Annotated in this window: 14 protein-coding genes and 1 pseudogene; 6 read left to right on the top strand and 9 right to left on the bottom strand. The window is 63.6% G+C overall.

Going from position 1 to position 15,408, the window contains the following annotated elements:
* The first annotated feature begins 125 nt into the window (after window positions 1–125).
* Together QP997_RS03805 and QP997_RS03810 are read left to right on the top strand one after the other, a co-directional pair.
* The gene (locus QP997_RS03805; protein ID WP_284759360.1) at window positions 126–344 is read left to right on the top strand and encodes a hypothetical protein; all 219 of its coding nucleotides are present in this window, start codon (window positions 126–128) and stop codon (window positions 342–344) included.
* Between the two features lie 44 nt (window positions 345–388).
* Window positions 389–1,417: an NAD(P)H-dependent flavin oxidoreductase gene (locus QP997_RS03810; protein WP_284846256.1), complete on the top strand. Its 1,029-nt coding sequence runs from the start codon at window positions 389–391 to the stop codon at window positions 1,415–1,417.
* A 116-nt stretch (window positions 1,418–1,533) separates the two neighbouring features.
* Here QP997_RS03810 and QP997_RS03815 read toward each other — a convergent pair.
* The 3 genes and pseudogenes from QP997_RS03815 to QP997_RS03825 all read right to left on the bottom strand — a co-directional run.
* A pseudogene (locus QP997_RS03815) lies at window positions 1,534–2,148 on the bottom strand (polyphosphate kinase 2 family protein); the annotation flags it as partial.
* Window positions 2,149–2,258: 110 nt separating this feature from the next.
* The gene (locus tag QP997_RS03820) at window positions 2,259–2,702 is read right to left on the bottom strand and encodes a hypothetical protein (RefSeq protein WP_141759507.1); all 444 of its coding nucleotides are present in this window, start codon (window positions 2,700–2,702) and stop codon (window positions 2,259–2,261) included.
* 312 nt (window positions 2,703–3,014) lie between these two features.
* Window positions 3,015–3,512: an alpha-amylase inhibitor gene (locus tag QP997_RS03825; protein WP_284846257.1), complete on the bottom strand. Its 498-nt coding sequence runs from the start codon at window positions 3,510–3,512 to the stop codon at window positions 3,015–3,017.
* 11 nt (window positions 3,513–3,523) lie between these two features.
* On the opposite strand from QP997_RS03825, the gene QP997_RS03830 reads away from it, so the two are divergent.
* Window positions 3,524–3,676, top strand: coding sequence for a hypothetical protein (locus tag QP997_RS03830; protein WP_284846258.1), 153 nt, complete (start codon window positions 3,524–3,526; stop codon window positions 3,674–3,676).
* A 115-nt stretch (window positions 3,677–3,791) separates the two neighbouring features.
* On the opposite strand, the gene ppk2 is transcribed toward QP997_RS03830, so the two are convergent.
* The 3 genes from ppk2 to groL form a co-directional block, all read right to left on the bottom strand.
* Window positions 3,792–4,691 carry a polyphosphate kinase 2 gene (ppk2, locus tag QP997_RS03835; RefSeq protein WP_148792652.1) on the bottom strand — a complete coding sequence of 300 codons (900 nt, stop codon included), beginning with the start codon at window positions 4,689–4,691 and terminating at the stop codon, window positions 3,792–3,794.
* 484 nt (window positions 4,692–5,175) lie between these two features.
* Window positions 5,176–5,415 carry a hypothetical protein gene (locus tag QP997_RS03840; protein WP_284846259.1) on the bottom strand — a complete coding sequence of 80 codons (240 nt, stop codon included), beginning with the start codon at window positions 5,413–5,415 and terminating at the stop codon, window positions 5,176–5,178.
* 583 nt (window positions 5,416–5,998) lie between these two features.
* A complete protein-coding gene (gene groL / locus QP997_RS03845) occupies window positions 5,999–7,642 on the bottom strand; it encodes a chaperonin GroEL (protein WP_284846260.1) in 1,644 nt (547 codons plus the stop codon).
* A 219-nt stretch (window positions 7,643–7,861) separates the two neighbouring features.
* On the opposite strand from groL, the gene QP997_RS03850 reads away from it, so the two are divergent.
* From QP997_RS03850 to QP997_RS03860, 3 genes are all read left to right on the top strand, one after another.
* On the top strand, window positions 7,862–9,274 hold the full coding sequence (locus QP997_RS03850; RefSeq protein WP_284846261.1) for a dipeptidase: 1,413 nt from the start codon (window positions 7,862–7,864) through the stop codon (window positions 9,272–9,274).
* 4 nt (window positions 9,275–9,278) lie between these two features.
* Window positions 9,279–11,186, top strand: a complete 1,908-nt coding sequence (locus tag QP997_RS03855; RefSeq protein WP_284846262.1) for a carboxylesterase family protein — start codon at window positions 9,279–9,281, stop codon at window positions 11,184–11,186.
* Between the two features lie 367 nt (window positions 11,187–11,553).
* Complete coding sequence (locus QP997_RS03860) at window positions 11,554–12,153, top strand: 2-isopropylmalate synthase (protein ID WP_284846263.1); 600 nt, start codon at window positions 11,554–11,556, stop codon at window positions 12,151–12,153.
* Window positions 12,154–12,514: 361 nt separating this feature from the next.
* On the opposite strand, the gene QP997_RS03865 is transcribed toward QP997_RS03860, so the two are convergent.
* The 3 genes from QP997_RS03865 to QP997_RS03875 form a co-directional block, all read right to left on the bottom strand.
* The gene (locus QP997_RS03865) at window positions 12,515–13,699 is read right to left on the bottom strand and encodes a glutamate--cysteine ligase (RefSeq protein ID WP_284846264.1); all 1,185 of its coding nucleotides are present in this window, start codon (window positions 13,697–13,699) and stop codon (window positions 12,515–12,517) included.
* Window positions 13,700–13,827: 128 nt separating this feature from the next.
* Window positions 13,828–15,027: a LytR C-terminal domain-containing protein gene (locus QP997_RS03870; RefSeq protein WP_284846265.1), complete on the bottom strand. Its 1,200-nt coding sequence runs from the start codon at window positions 15,025–15,027 to the stop codon at window positions 13,828–13,830.
* A gap of 138 nt (window positions 15,028–15,165) precedes the next feature.
* Window positions 15,166–15,402, bottom strand: coding sequence for a DUF3263 domain-containing protein (locus tag QP997_RS03875; protein WP_041628622.1), 237 nt, complete (start codon window positions 15,400–15,402; stop codon window positions 15,166–15,168).
* Between the last annotated feature and the right edge of the window lie 6 nt (window positions 15,403–15,408).

Genomic DNA, 15,408 nt, shown 5'->3' on the forward strand with positions numbered 1-15,408 from the left:
GGGCAACCGCATGCCCCGTCACGGAAAGAACCCGTGACGGGGTTTTTCACGTGCCCGATCCGCGATAGCGTGGAAAGCTAAAGGCCCCACCCGGCCATGAACCACCGACCAAACGAGAGGCCCCCATGAAGAAGCTGCTGGCGCTGAGGCTCCTATCCGTTGCGTCAATCCTGGTCCTGCTGGTGATGCTCTTCTGGCCACCACCGGCCCTCAACGACATGCCGCAGCTACAGGCCAATGTACTCATGGCGTTGATCTTGCTGTTCGCGGTCGGCTCCACCACGGCGATGGGCTTCGCCTCCTACAAGGAGGCCAAACGCAAGCGCAATCACCCCGAACGATAGCCCGCACACACGCACCACCCATCAACCCTTAGGAAAGAGCCCCCATGAGTGAGTTTCTGTCCCTGGAACGCCCCATCGTCCTGGCGCCGATGGCCGGAGGCCCGTCCACCCCGGAGCTCGTCGCCGCCGTGTCCAACGCCGGTGGGCTCGGCATGATGGCCGCGGGTTACCTCTCCCCCGATGCGTTCCGCGAACGCCTTGCAGTAATAGAAAATCTCACCATCCAACCCTTCGGGGTGAATATCTTCTCCCCACCTTCCCACTCGGTTCTCTCCGCCCCGGAGCTGCGTAAGTGGCAGCGTTATCGCGAACAGTTGGGTACTTACTCGGCTGTGCGGGCTTCTTTTCCGGACGCCCCTCGCAACACCGATGATCACTATGAGGAGAAGGTGCAGATCGCGCTTTCCTCCACCGCCAAGGTCGTGTCCTTTACTTTTGGCTACCCGGCCCAGGAGGTCGTGGACGCCCTGCACGCCAAGCAGAAGCTGGTGGTGCTCAACGCCACGACCCCGGAGGAGATCGAGCATCTCGCGGGCACGGACTGCGACGCCATCGTGCTGCAGGGCAAGGAGGCCGGTGGTCACCGGGGCACGGTGCTTTCCACCCCGGAGGAGGGCTGCGCGTACTCGCTCGCCGCGCTGCTGGCCCATGCAAAGAAAGCCACCGATAAGCCGGTGATCGCCGCTGGCGGCATCGCCACCAAGCAGGACGTGGCGGAGGCCCTGGAGCACGGCGCGGTTGCCGCCCAGGTGGGCACCCGCTTCCTCCTGGCGACGGAGGCGGGAACGAAGACGACGCACAAGCAGGCGCTGCAGACGCTCAAGGGGCGGCCAACCGTGATCACCACGACGTTCACGGGCAAGCCGGCGCGTGCGATCCGCAATGCCTTCACCGACCGCTTCCAGCCGCTGGCCCCGAGCCTGTACCCGGAGCTGCACTACCTGACCTCCGGCCTGCGCAGCGCGGCGGATAAGACCGGCGATCGCGAGTATCTGAACCTGTGGGCCGGGGAGAAATATGAACTCACGCGGCCGGGGCCAGCTGCGGCGATCGTCGCGGAGCTGGCTCCGTAGGAAACGAAAAAGGGAGGGCCACCCTGGTTGGGTAGCCCTCCCTTCGCTATGAGCGCGTGACGAACGCGCTGCAGTATCACTGCTGCCCCGCGGGCTCCGCGGGCAGCTAGAGGATTTTAGTCGCCGATCTGGTCGCGGCCACGCTTGACCAGCAGCGGATCCGGCTGGCCCACGACCTCGTGGTCCTTTCCGGTGTACTCGAACTTGCTGAGCACGTAACGCATCGCATTGATGCGGGCGCGCTTCTTATCGTTGGACTTAATGGTGATCCACGGGGACTCGTTGGTGTCCGTGTAGCGGAAGGTTTCCTCCTTCGCCCGGGTGTAGTCATCCCAACGGTCCAGAGATGCCAGGTCCATTGGGGAAAGCTTCCACTGGCGGACCGGGTCGACCTGGCGGATCGCGAAGCGGGTGCGCTGCTCCTTCTGAGTCACGGAGAACCACAACTTGGTCAGGGAGATGCCGGAGCCCATGATCATGTTCTCGAGCATCGGGACTTCGCGCATGAACTCGGCGTGCTGCGCGTGGGTACAGAATCCCATGACGCGCTCGACGCCGGAACGGTTGTACCAGGAGCGGTCGAAGAACACGATCTCGCCGCCGGCTGGGAAGTGCTGGATATAGCGCTGGAAGTACCAGCTGGTGGACTCGCGCTCGGTCGGCTTCTCCAGGGCGACGGTGCGCGCACCACGGGGGTTGAGGTGCTCGTTGAAGCGCTTGATGGAGCCACCGGATATGTGCACCAGTGATTAGCCTAATCGTCCAGACTACACGCTGACACCTTAATCAAGAGGTGACGGCATTTATCATATGGATATTCCGTTGAATTTCTGGATCACAATCAAGCACAAATAGATCCCAGAGGGAACCTTCTGCCATCGCTCGACACATTAACGGCTTTTACATGACTGGTAAATTCCCTAGGCACTGTCTCTTCACCTAATGCCAAATCACGCCATAGTCGAGAGACACCAGCCCCTTCCATGGCGGGTTCGTCAACGTCTTTAGCCACACATGAAAGGCTATACAAACCCCATTCAGATTCATCAAATGGGTAAGTGCCAAAGTCTCGCATATCCCTACGGAAATCTTGCATCATGACTTCGCGAATTACTTCGTCTCCCCCATGTGTAATTTCGTCAGTTACATAGAGTATCTGTGTGATCGCTCGCGCCTTATCCACTCTTTTTAAATACTGTTTATGGAATTGTTCAAGGTCAGACTCTCGAGCGAGGAAGTAAGTTGTAAAAAGCAGCGTTTCGCCAGACATATTAAATCGGATCACCGTCTACAGTGAAAGCTCCAGAATTTGTATATCTAGGCTGAGGGTAGCAGTGCCTTTTATGCACATTTTTTCCGAATTTGTTCGTGTACAAATCCGCATCTTTCTCCGCCTTTGTAGGATCTTTCGGATGATTGCCGTAAACCAACCCTACTATTGGGTTTCCCGGTTCATTCTTTACAACTTGACACTTCACTGTATACATGCCCAGTTCATTTTTTTTCACAGCCGAAAAAGCTGGAGCTGGGCTAACGAACAGTAGTGAAAAAGCAACCGGAATGGAAATAATCCACTTGGAGGTTTTAGAAATATTTCTTAGCAAAGTTCTACCCTATCTACCTTCTCGTTTCCGCGGATGATCCATCTAACATTTGACCTGGTACCTGGAGCAATCGTATTGCAGGCGCTGTCTTTAGCCCCCAAAATAGGAGACGTGTTGGCGGTCATAATAACTTTGACTCTCATATCGGACTCGCAGTTGTTATAAACCTGGACAGCAAGTTTTTCCACCCTCGCCTGGACGCAGGATGGAGCGGTATTGGCAGAACGAGCCATCTGAGCTAAAGATGGCTTTTCTTCTACAAAACCGATGTCATATCCATGAGGAACTGAAACAGATTCTCCTTGGGATAGCTCTAAAATAGAGTAAGGATTTTCCTCCGCTTTAGGACTATCTTCAGCTGCAAACGCAGCTGGGGAAGCACAAACAGTCAGGAGAGTTGCCACCACAGTGGAGAGAATGGAAGTGCGCAATTTAGTACCGCCAATCTTCCCGCCATCGCTGTTGGCAGGAGGTCGAGAATGTAACTCCACTATAGTGGAAAGTGTACCCAGAGCTGCACTACCTGACCTCCGGCCTGCGCAGCGCGGCGGATAAGACCGGCAATCGCGAGTATCTGAACCTGTGGGCCGGGGAGAAATATGAACTCACGCGGCCGGGGCCAGCTGCGGCGATCGTCGCGGAGTTGGCGCCGTAGGAAACGAGAAGGGAGGGGTACCCTGGTCGGGTAGCCCTCCCTTCGCCGTGAGCGCGTGACGAACGCGCCGCAGAATCCCCGCTGCCCCGCGGGCTCCGCGGGCAGCTAGAGGGTTTTAGTCGCCGATCTGGTCGCGGCCGCGCTTGACCAGCAGCGGGTCCGGCTGACCCACGACCTCGTGGTCCTTACCGGTGTACTCGAACTTGCTGAGCACGTAGCGCATCGCGTTGATGCGAGCACGCTTCTTGTCGTTCGACTTAATGGTGATCCACGGGGACTCATTCGTATCCGTGTAGCGGAAGGTCTCCTCCTTCGCGCGGGTGTAATCATCCCAGCGATCCAGGGAGGCCAGGTCCATTGGGGAGAGCTTCCACTGGCGGACCGGGTCCACCTGGCGGATCGCGAAGCGGGTGCGCTGCTCCTTCTGGGTCACGGAGAACCACAGCTTGGTCAGGGAGATACCGGAGCCCATGATCATGTTCTCGAGCATCGGGACTTCGCGCATGAACTCGGCGTGCTGCGCGTGGGTGCAGAATCCCATGACGCGCTCGACGCCCGAGCGGTTGTACCAGGAGCGGTCGAAGAACACGATCTCGCCCCCGGCCGGGAAGTGCTGGATGTAGCGCTGGAAGTACCAGCTGGTGGATTCGCGCTCGGTCGGCTTCTCCAGGGCGACGGTGCGGGCGCCGCGCGGGTTGAGGTGCTCGTTGAAGCGCTTGATGGAGCCACCCTTACCGGCGGCGTCGCGGCCTTCGAAGAGGATGATGTGCTTCTGGCCGGTGTCCTTGGTCCAGTTCTGCCACTTCAGCAGCTCGATCTGGAGAGCGCGCTTGATGTGCTCGTACTCATCGCGGCTCATGCGCTCTTCGTAGGGGTAGTCCTCGCGCCAGGTGTCGACGCGCTCGCCGTCTGGGGTGATCAGTACCGGGTCGTCTTCATCGGAGTCATCCACCATGTACCCCTCGGTGGACGCGAGGTCGACGAAGTGCATGTCTTCTTCGTTGGTATTGCTCATGCTGTGCACCTGTTTTTCGGCCTAGTGAGTGAGACTTCTACGCCTTCCATTCTACTGCTTAACGACCCCGGGGGTGGACTACACCTCCCCTTAAAGTGCATGAGGAACCGTGGCCCGCACCGCTTGGCGGAAGCCATTCAGTGCGCGGCGGAGTGCGCGGGCGCATTTTGGCAAAGCAAAACCCCGCCACCGTGATGGTGGCGGGGTTCGGTCGCTCTAGGCGAGGCTTAAATTAGAAGCCCAGTGCCTGGAGGAAGTTCGGCAGCAGGCCGATCAGCTTGGACAGTGCGCCGATCCAGTCAGCGACGTTGGACATGGTCTCGAAGAAGAAGGTTGCGTTACCCATTATGGAAACTCCTAGAGTGTAGGTCCGCTCGCCCGCAGGCGAGTGGGGAAACTGTTTTTAGAGGGCCCCGCCGGGCGGGGCGGGGTACGCCACTAGTGCCCTAGCGGCAAGCGGAAACCAGCGCGGTTTCCGGGGAGACTACTTGTTCTCGGAGGAACCTGCTGGCTTGTCAGCCGGGGTGTAGCCCTCGCCGACCGTTGGGTTCTTACCGAAAGCCTTAGCCAGCTCGTTCAGGTTCTTCAGGTCGTTCTCCTTGCCGACCGGGCCGAAGTTGTCCTTGCCCTGGACGATGTTGAAGATCGGCTTCAGGAACTCCCAGATGTTCTTCCAGAAGGTGGAGAAGTCGTTCAGGAAGGTGGTGATCATGTCGACGTTCATAAGAACTCCTCGAAAAATATGACAGCCCCGCCACTTTCACGGGACCTACAGTGGATCAACGCTGAGCGCGTTACGGCTACCGATTATGGCACAGGAAACACTTATGTCAAGAGAGGATAACGTTTTCCTGCCAACATGTGAGAAGGATCACATTTATAACCTTTCACCACCCGCCCCGATCGAACATCTCCGCTGGTTAACCTGCAATTAACCTAAGGGCACCCTCTCAGGAAGTGCCCAGACAAGGCAGTTGAAAAACATTTCCAACTAGAACCTAGGGCGGCTTTTCAGCCTTCCTGAGAATCTCCTAAGCGGCAGCGCCTGCTCAGGCATACACACGAGCACAGCGCGCCCACCGGCCACAACAACACGCCCCGGAACACCGCATAGAGCGACTAAAACCCGCAAGGGGATATCCCTCCCCACCCCTCCCCTATCCTCCGTCTGAAAAGCGCAAAAAACTCCCGCTGGGAATCCTGATGATTTCCAGCGGGAGCCTTCGATACCCCCCACACCCCAGCGGGGTGCGAGGAACCCAGAACGCGAGCCCTAGGGCTTAGGCAGCGGGGCTCAGTGACGGGGCTTAGAAGCCGCCCATGCCACCCATGGCGTCTGCGTCCGGCATCGCTGGAGCGTCCGGCTCCGGCTTATCCGCAACCACAGCCTCGGTGGTCAGGAACAGACCAGCGATGGAGGCAGCGTTCTGCAGCGCAGAGCGGGTCACCTTCACCGGGTCGGAGATGCCAGCGGCCAGCAGGTCCACGTACTCGCCGGTGGCGGCGTTCAGACCCTCGCCGGCAGGCAGGTTGTTGACCTTGTCCTCCACAACGCCCGGCTCGAGGCCAGCGTTGCGGGCGATCTGCTTCAGCGGACCAGCCAGGGCCGCGCGCACGATCTGCACGCCGGTTGCCTCGTCGCCCTCCAGGCCCAGGCTGTCCTCCAGGACGTGAGCAGCCTGCACCAGTGCAGCGCCACCGCCCGGGACAATGCCCTCCTCGGCAGCCGCCTTCGCGTTACGCACGGCATCCTCGATGCGGTGCTTGCGCTCCTTCAGCTCCACCTCGGTGGCGGCACCGACCTGCAGGACGGCCACGCCGCCGGAAAGCTTCGCCAGGCGCTCCTGCAGCTTCTCGCGGTCGTAGTCGGAGTCGGCGTTCTCGATCTCCTGGCGGATCTGCTTGATGCGACCCTCCAGCTGCTCCTTGGAACCAGCGCCATCGACGATGGTGGTGTCGTCCTTGGTGACAACGACCTTGCGGGCGGTACCCAGCAGCGGCAGGTCGGCGGTCTCCAGGTTCAGGCCGACCTCCTCGGCAATAACCTGGCCGCCAGTCAGGATCGCGATGTCCTGCAGCTGAGCCTTGCGGCGGTCGCCGAAGCCCGGAGCCTTAACAGCAACAGACTTGAAGGTGCCGCGGATCTTATTCACAACGAGGGTGGACAGCGCCTCGCCCTCGATGTCCTCAGCCACGATCAGCAGCGGCTTGCCGGACTGCATGACCTTCTCCAGCAGCGGCAGCAGATCCTTGACGTTGGAGATCTTGGAGCTCACCAGCAGGATGTACGGATCCTCCAGGACAGCCTCGCCACGCTCGATGTCGGTGGCGAAGTAGCCGGAGATGTAGCCCTTATCGAAGCGCATGCCCTCGGTGACGGAGAGGTTCACGCCGAAAGCGTTGGACTCCTCGACGGTGATCACGCCGTCCTTGTTCAGCTCACCATCGCCGACCTTGTACATAGCCTCGGCGATCAGCTTGCCGATCTCCTCGTCCGCAGCGGAGATGCCAGCGGTGGAGGCGATCTGCTCCTGGGTCTCGATCTCCTTGGCGTTGGCCAGCAGGTGCTCGGTCACCTTCGCGACACCAGCCTGGATGCCGCGCTTGATGCCCATCGGGTTGGAGCCGGCAGCCACGTTGCGCAGGCCCTCACGGACCAGGGACTGAGCCAGAACGGTAGCGGTGGTCGTGCCGTCACCGGCGACGTCGTCGGTCTTCTTCGCGACCTCCTTGACCAGCTCGGCACCGATCTTCTCGTACGGATCCTCCAGCTCGATCTCGCGAGCGATGGTCACACCGTCGTTGGTAATCGTCGGTGCGCCCCACTTGCGCTCGAGGACAACGTTGCGGCCCTTCGGACCCAGGGTGACCTTGACGGCGTCAGCCAGGGTGTTCAGGCCGGTCTCAAGACCGCGGCGGGCCTCTTCGTCGAATGCAATCATCTTCGCCATTAGGCTTCAGATCCTCCGTTAGAGTTGGTGCGACACATGCGGGTCGAATCCAGCGCCCGCGACGGCACGGACGGGTAAGTGCCGCTCCACCCGTCCTCACTGAACTCGATCGTTCTTTTATCTGGCACTCAACCAGTGCAAGTGCTAACACCGTTTTTAGCACTCACACCCCTTGAGTGCAAGGTTCGCAACTTTGGGAAAAGCGTTACCCTGGATCCCATGACAAATAACGCAATTCCTACCCCGAACGAGGCCCGCGCGGCCCTCGAGGCACAACTGCCCTTTATCAAGGACGCGCTGACCGAACTCATCGCTTTCCAGTCCATCCACTCCGTGCCTGAGCTCGACGAGCACAACGACGGCGCCGCCGACTGGGTCGTGCGCCAGTTCCGGGAGGTCGGGGTTCCCGTCGAGGCCTACCCCACCTCCGACGGATCAAAGTCCGTCATCGGCCTTCGGGAGCCGGAGGACGGCTACCCCACCGTCCTGCTGTACAGCCACTTCGACGTCCAGCCCGCCGGCAACGCCGATGCCTGGACCTCCGACCCGTGGACGCTGACCGAGCGCGACGGCCGCTGGTACGGCCGCGGCACCGCGGACTGCAAGGGCTCCGTGAGCATGCACCTGGGCACCCTGCGCGCCCTCAACGAGCTCGCTGAGCAGTACCCGGTTCTGAAGAAGGTCGGAATCCGGGTCGTCGTGGAGGGCTCCGAGGAGCGCGGCGGTTATGGCCTGGAGAACCTGCTGGCCGAGCGCCCAGAGCTCTTCGCCGCGGACGTCTTCCTCATCGCGGATTCCGGCAATGATTCCGTGGGCGTGCCGAGCCTGTGCACCGCCCTGCGCGGCTCCGCGGCGGTCACCGTCCGCCTGCAGACCCTCGAGCAGCCGCTACACTCCGGCCAGTTCGGTGGTGCCGCCCCGGATGCGACCGTGGAGCTAATCAAGCTGCTCAGCACCCTGCACGACGAGAAGGGCCTGGTCGCCGTCGAGGGCCTGGCGCCGAGCACCACCTGGGAGGGCGTTGGCCCGGACGAGGCCACCTTCCGCCGCGACGCCGGCGTGCTGGATGGCGTGGACGTCTACGGCGCAGACCAGGGCCTGAAGCCCAATGACCTGACCGTCGCCCGCCCGGCGATCACCGTCACCGCAATCGACGCGCTGCCAGTCAAGGACGCGGTCAACGCCGTACCGGCCGAGTCCGCGGCCGTGGTGAGCCTGCGCGTGCCGCCGGGAATGGAGCCGAAGGAGTGCCAGGATCTGCTGGTCGCCCACCTGGAGAAGCACGCCCCGAACGCGAAGATGAGCATCGAGCGCGAGTCCCTGGCCGAGCCCTTCAGCGCGGACCTGACCGGCCCGGCCCTGCAGCGCCTGGCTGGCGCGCTGGGCGATTCCTACGCTGCGGCTGCCGGCAAGGAGCACATGGACATCGCGGAGGTCGCTTCCGGCGGCTCCATCCCGCTGACCAATAAGCTGCTCTCCGCCCACCCGGGCGCGGAGCTGGCGCTCTACGGCCTGGCCGAGCCGCAGGCCCGCATCCACTCCGCCGACGAGTCCGTGGACCCGACCGAGATCCACTCCGTCGGTGCCGCGCAGCTGCTCTTCCTGGCACGCACAGCCGCTGAGGTGAACTAGCGCGATGGCGGAATCGGTAGCAGGCGGGGCGAAGAGGGAACCCGCGAACACGGTCGGTGCAGGAAAGATGGGTGGCCCTGAAAAGAAGGAAAGTACCGGACAGGCGGGCGTGAGCCAGCGCCCCGCGCCCGGTGACTTCTGGACCGTCCAGACCACCACCGGCCGGGTCAAGGGGCACGCGGAAACCGGTACTGCCGCATTCCGTGGCATCCCCTATGCCCAGCCGCCCATTGGGCCCCGCCGCTTCCGCCGCGCCGAGCCCATCGACCCCTGGGAGGGAACCTTCGAAGCCCGGGCGGACGGCGAGTACTGCTACCAATTCCGCAACAAGGCCACCGGCTGGATCGGCTCCGAGGACTGCCTGTGGCTGAGCGTCGTCGTGCCGCGCGGCACGGTGCGGGGCAACAACACGACGAATGCGGACAGCGCCACGGATGTAAACATCGCTACGGGCGCGGAAGCTGCCACGGGCGCGGGCAACGCAACAGCCCCTATTAATAAGGAGCACGCGATCGACGCCACTGCGCGCCGACCCATCGCGGTCCACCTCCACGGCGGCAGCAACGTCCACGGCTCCGCGGCCGATCCGCAGCGCTCCGGCGAGCACTTCGCCCAGGCCACGGACTCCATCTACGTGGGCGTGAACTACCGGCTCGGCATGTTCGGCCAGCTCTTCTTCGGAGAGGGCTTCGACGACGAGCGCATCGACACCAACGCCGGGCTCTCCGACATCATCGAGGCCCTGAAGTGGATCCAGGCCAACGCGCGCGCCTTCGGTGGCGACCCGGAGCGCATCACGATCTTCGGCGAGTCCTCGGGCGGGGCGATGGTCACCGCGCTGATGACCAGCCCTGCCCTGGAGGGCGTGATCGCCGGCGCGATCGCCCAGTCCCCCGCGGGAGCGATGGTGCACACGCCGGAGAATGCGAAGTACTGGCGCGAGCAGGCCGTGGCGGAGCTCGCCCGGATCCGCGGGCTCGTCGAAAAGGACGAGGCTAAGACCAAACACAAGGGCAAGGGCGCGGACAAGGCAAAGGCCACGTCCACGGTTGCTAGCGCCGAACCCTCCCCAGCAACCGGCGGGCTCAGCATCGATGACCTCTTCGATGCCACCGCCACCGAACTGGGCGAGATCACCGAGGCCCTCGTTGCCCACAACCTCCGCTACGCACCAGGGGTATCCGGGCCCTTCGCGCCCATCGTGGACGGCGACCTGCTGCCCAAGCACCCGCTGGCCAAGGACGCGCAGCGCGACCTGCCCCTGCTCGTGGGCTATAACCGCGACGAGTACCGGCTCATGCGCTGGGAGCCGCTGCGCACCAAGCACCAGTGGTCACGCACCGTCGCGCTCGCCGAGCACGTCAGCACGGATGTGGAGGAACTGCTCCAGCACTACAAGGGCTTCCAGCGTCGCTCCGCAGTGGGCGAGTTCACCGGGCACGCGATCTTCGTGGCCCCGGCCTACCTACTGGCCGAGCAGCACCCCACCGGCAAGGTGTGGTTCTACCGGCTGGACATGACCACCCCCTCCCTGGAGCTCAGCGGGATGGGGGCCACCCACGCCCTCGACCTGCCGCTACTGTTCCGCCGGGTGGACACCAGCCGCGGCAAGCTCGCCCTCGCGCTCGGCGGGGCGAAGCAGATGAACCGCACCAGCGAGGCCATGCTGGGCCGCTGGCGGAAGTTCCTCCACGACCTCGACCCGGGCTTCGAGCGCTACCGGGGTGATGCGGGCGCCGCGGGGGCCACCGCACCGAGCACAACTGCGCCGGGTGCTGCGGAAGAGGCCGACCCAGCCCGCCACATCCAGGTCTTCGACGGCAAGCGCTTCGAAAGTGGCGAGGAAAATGAGCTCCTGGAGCCCTCCCCACGATGGAAGGCCTGGGAGAAGCTGCATATCCCGCAGGGCTGAGCGTCAGGCGTGATGCTGGTGACGTCCTAAATTAAAGGAAGGACGGGGAACAGCAAACGCGGTCCGTGGAAACGCACCCCGGGCCGCGTCTCACGTTATGGGATGGCCTATCCCACCTGATGCACCCCCATTTGGGCCTAAAAGCTGTTGAACAACTCGCGGGGGTGAAAAGAAAGGGATATATTCATGCCCATGATCACAATTCTTCTTAAGCGAGTACCCAACCCGGGTGGAGGCGCGGACTGACCCCTCCATCACCGGGGTAACAAGCGCACACGCTTAAGAGTCGGTCCATGAACCGAACAACCGGCGCACAAGCACAACCGCCAAGCGCCACCAGGACCGACCACAACGAGGAAGAGTGACCATGAGCACCACACTGATTCGCTTCGCGAAGCCGGAGACCAGCCGCCGAGAGCACAAGAGCTACACCACCACCCCGGCGCTGCGCTCCAACTCCATCACCTTCAACGCGCAAACCCAGACGCGCATCCAGAAGCGCCGCCAGCGCACCCGCACCTTCGCCGAGGACCCATTCCGCTCCCGCTTCGGGCAGCGACTGCCCAAGGCGATGCGTGGCGAGGCCCGCGGTATGGACTGGAAGACCTTCCGGAGCTCCTACTCCCCCAACGACATCCAGGTGGAGCAGCTGCGCTCCCAGCGGAAGTCCGCGGGCAAGCGCCAGTACGAGATCAGCATCCGCGGCCTGCGCGCCGATCAGCAGGGCACCCGGGTGTCCATCACCGCGATGGGCGCGTCCTCCGCGATGTCCGAGATCCTGGCTGATCACGACCTGGCCGTGGAGATCCTGAAGTTCCACCAGTACGAGATCTTCGAGGCCACCGCCACCTTCATCTTCGCCACCCACAACGGGAAGCGGACCTGGGCTGTGGGCTTCGGCGCGGATCGCGATACCTCGATCGCTAACGCGCTGTGCTCCGCCGCAGCGCTGCTGCACCGCCGCTAGGAAGCGGCGAAAACAATAAGGCCACGCGACGGCCTCACAACTCCAAAAAACCCAGCGCCTCACCAGTGCTTAAAGCGCCCGCGGTTGCCACTTTCGATGGCAGCCACGGGCGCTGTGCTGCGCGTGCCGGATGCGCAGCGTGGGCATGTGCGCGTGAGGGCGTGTGACGAATGGGCGCGCGTGGGTGTGTAGGCGCGTGGAGAATGGGCACGTGGGGCAGAGGGAGCGTCCGGGGAGCGGGGTTGTGCGATGCCGGGCGCGGAGCCGTGTCCGGGGCGCGGAGCCGGGTGCATGGCATGAGCGAGCATCCAGGGCGGAGCAAGCCCCCGGCGCCCCGGCGGCAGCTCATGGCAGCTGCGAACTAGTCGCGGGCGGTCTCCCGCAGCGTGCGGGCCGTCAGCTCCACCGCCGCGCGCCACGCTCGTGGCTGGGTGAAGCCCTCCTCGGCACCCGCATCCCCCCGGGTACGCACCCCCGGCTCCAATGCAGCACCGGCGGCGCGGGCCGCCGCGCGCTGGCGGGCATAATCCCCACCCGTCTCGATCAGGCGCAGCACGTCCAGCAGCTCAGCCTTGCAGCCCAGCTCCTCAGCCAGCGGGGAGAGTTCCGCGACCCACCGGCGCAGCTCGTCGGTGACCATCCGCTCAGTGGTCTCCCGGTCAGTGATGATCAACGCATCCAGCCCATAGCGCGCGGCGCGCCACTTATTCTCCGCCACGTGCCACTGCTGCAGGCTCGGCAGCGCCTCGCCCGCGTCGTACATCCGCTCGAAGTACACGACCAGGCAGTGCAGGTACGCGCTGATAGCCGCGACCTCCCAGATCGCCATCGTGGAATCCGCAAAGCGAACCTCGATGGTGCCGTACTTGGACGGGCGGACGTCGAAATGCATAGAACCGGTGTGGTTAATCACGCCGGAACGATCCTGATCGCGGTTGAACTCCTCCCACTCATCCCAGGAGGCGAATTGATAAGGAATACCCGCCGTCGGCAGCTGCTGATAGAGCAAGGTGCGGTTCGAGGCATAGCCGGTGTCCAGCCCCTCCCATGCCGGGGAGGAAGCCGACATCGCCAGCACGTGCGGGTAGTGAGTCATCACCGCGTTGATAATCGGCCAGACCTTCTCCTTCGATCCCACGCCCACGTGCACGTGGATGCCCCAGATGATCATCTGCCGGCCCCAGTACTGGGTGCGCTCGATGATCTCCCGATAGCTTTCCTTGTCGCTCATCTCCTGGTCACCCCAGTTGGTGAACGGGTGCGTGCCCGCGGAGAACAACAGCACGCCGATGCGATCGGCGCAGTCCAGTAGCTGCAGCAGCTGCTCGCGCAGGTCCTCCACAGCGGCGGGGATATCCTCGTGAACGGTGGTGACCATCTCCACGGTGTTGGCCATGAACTCGCGGGTCACGCGGTGGCCCGGGTAGACCTCGTCCATGACGGCGAGCAGCTCACCAGCCCGGGGCACCAGGTCCAGGGTCTCCGGGTCGATGAGGGCGACCTCCCACTCGAGTCCAACGGTGGGTTCAGATCCGGGAAAGTCCATCGGCCCAATCATCCCTTCGCTCGACACAGCACGGCGGCCATATTCGGCAGTGCTGCTTGGCGCGGCTATCACTTGACGCCGGGGCGCGGAACCCCGGCGCGTTCTATCCCCCTATCCTTGCAGATCGCCTAGCGAGGCATGTCATTCACCGTGACAACAATCACCGCGCCCGGTGCCGGGCCGTCCAGCAGCTGGACGTCGCGGAGAGAATCGTCGATCTCACGGTTGCGCTCGCGGGTCTCGAGGCCGTGCTCCTTGGCGATCTGCTCAGCGGCGGCCTTCGCCTTCGCGTCGCCGGCCGGGTACAGCACGACGGACTCGCGGAAGACGTACGCGGAATCCGGCAGGTTACCGATCGACTTCGCATCCCACTTCTCGCCGCGCAGGCCGTCGGCGGTGCGCCCGGCCAGGCCTTCGATCGGGGAGTTATTCAGGACGGTGACGTGGGTGGCCTCGCGGTCCTTGTCGCTCAGCGCCCCCTGGTTCTGGGCGTTCTCGTTATCCTTCTTCTCGGCCTCCGCCTTCTTTTCGGCTTCAGCCTTTGCGTCGTCGGCAGCCTTGTCGCGGGCAGCCTGACGCTCGGCGTTTTCCTTCTCCTTGGCCAGGCGCGCCCGCTCGGCAGGGCTCAGGTTGCTGGTGTCCTCGCCCTCCTGGCCGGCCTGGACGTTGCCGTCCTCGGAGTCACCGCCGTTGACGAAGCTGACCGCGCCCCAGGCGATCAGGGCGATGGCGACGGCGATGAGAACCATGGCCAGGCCGCGCAGCGGCAGACCCTGGCCGGAGCGGGCTTCCGCACCAACCTGGCCGCCGGGCTCGCCGGCGGCGGCACCGGCCTCACCGGTGCCAGCGCCAACGGCCGTTGCGCCAGCAGAGCCAGCGCCAGCAGCACCGGCTGCCCCGGCACCAGCTGCGCCAGCGACCGCGGCCCCGCCGATGCGGCGGCGGCCCGCCTCGTGGTGGCGCTGGGCCGCGGCGGCGGACTCGTCGTCGTAGTCCTCGTACTCGCCGTCGCCGTACTCATCCTCGTACTCTGCGTACTCGTCGTCGTACTCGGCGTAGTCGCCATGCTCGCCGTAGTCACCGTCGTGGTAGCCCGCGTAGCCAGCGGCATAGTCCTCATGCTCGCCGTAGCCATCGTCGTAGCCATCGTCATAGCTACCGTCGTAGCCGTCGTCGTAGCCGTCGGCGTCGTAGTCGGAGTATTCCGCGTCCTCGAACTCGGCGTCGACCGGGTCCTCATGGGCGCCGTGCTGTGGCTCCAGGTTGAGGGGGCGGTCGTCGTCGAAGTTGTCGTCGAGGGAATGGCGTGGTCGATTCGAATCAGTCACGACACAAATCTTAACTACAGTCACACCCGCCACGGCAGCGGCGCGCCGAGAATCCCACGCTATTCCGGGGCACTCACTCCCCCGCTTCACCGAGCCGGTACGTCAGTCCCGCAGCCACGGGCCGCACCACCCCAGCGCTCACTCCTCCCGGCGGCGCAGCAGGGTGCGCACCAGCACCGGATCGAAGTCCAGGGCCTCCGGCTTCTCGATCAGCCGATTCAACTGCTGGAAATAGCGCACCGGCTTCACCCCGAAGCGATCCTGGATCGCCTCCCCCTTCGCCCCCGGGTGCCGCCACCACTGCCGCTCGAACTCCAGCATGGCGCGCTCCCGCTCACTCAGAGCAGAGTTTTCGGGGTTCACGGAAGCTGGCATGCCCAT

This window comes from Corynebacterium sp. MSK039 (assembly GCF_030232315.1).
In the GTDB taxonomy this organism is placed as follows: Bacteria; Actinomycetota; Actinomycetes; order Mycobacteriales; family Mycobacteriaceae; genus Corynebacterium.

Bases quoted from the DNA above. Each gene is read 5' to 3' on its own strand.
- QP997_RS03865 (WP_284846264.1), bottom strand. From the start codon at position 13,699: ATGGACTTTCCCGGATCTGAACCCACCGTTGGACTCGAGTGGGAGGTC.
- QP997_RS03875 (WP_041628622.1), bottom strand. From the start codon at position 15,402: ATGCCAGCTTCCGTGAACCCCGAAAACTCTGCTCTGAGTGAGCGGGAG.
- QP997_RS03860 (WP_284846263.1), top strand. From the start codon at position 11,554: ATGAGCACCACACTGATTCGCTTCGCGAAGCCGGAGACCAGCCGCCGA.
- groL (WP_284846260.1), bottom strand. From the start codon at position 7,642: ATGGCGAAGATGATTGCATTCGACGAAGAGGCCCGCCGCGGTCTTGAG.
- QP997_RS03855 (WP_284846262.1), top strand. From the start codon at position 9,279: ATGGCGGAATCGGTAGCAGGCGGGGCGAAGAGGGAACCCGCGAACACG.
- QP997_RS03840 (WP_284846259.1), bottom strand. From the start codon at position 5,415: ATGAACGTCGACATGATCACCACCTTCCTGAACGACTTCTCCACCTTC.
- QP997_RS03805 (WP_284759360.1), top strand. From the start codon at position 126: ATGAAGAAGCTGCTGGCGCTGAGGCTCCTATCCGTTGCGTCAATCCTG.
- QP997_RS03850 (WP_284846261.1), top strand. From the start codon at position 7,862: ATGACAAATAACGCAATTCCTACCCCGAACGAGGCCCGCGCGGCCCTC.
- QP997_RS03810 (WP_284846256.1), top strand. From the start codon at position 389: ATGAGTGAGTTTCTGTCCCTGGAACGCCCCATCGTCCTGGCGCCGATG.
- ppk2 (WP_148792652.1), bottom strand. From the start codon at position 4,691: ATGAGCAATACCAACGAAGAAGACATGCACTTCGTCGACCTCGCGTCC.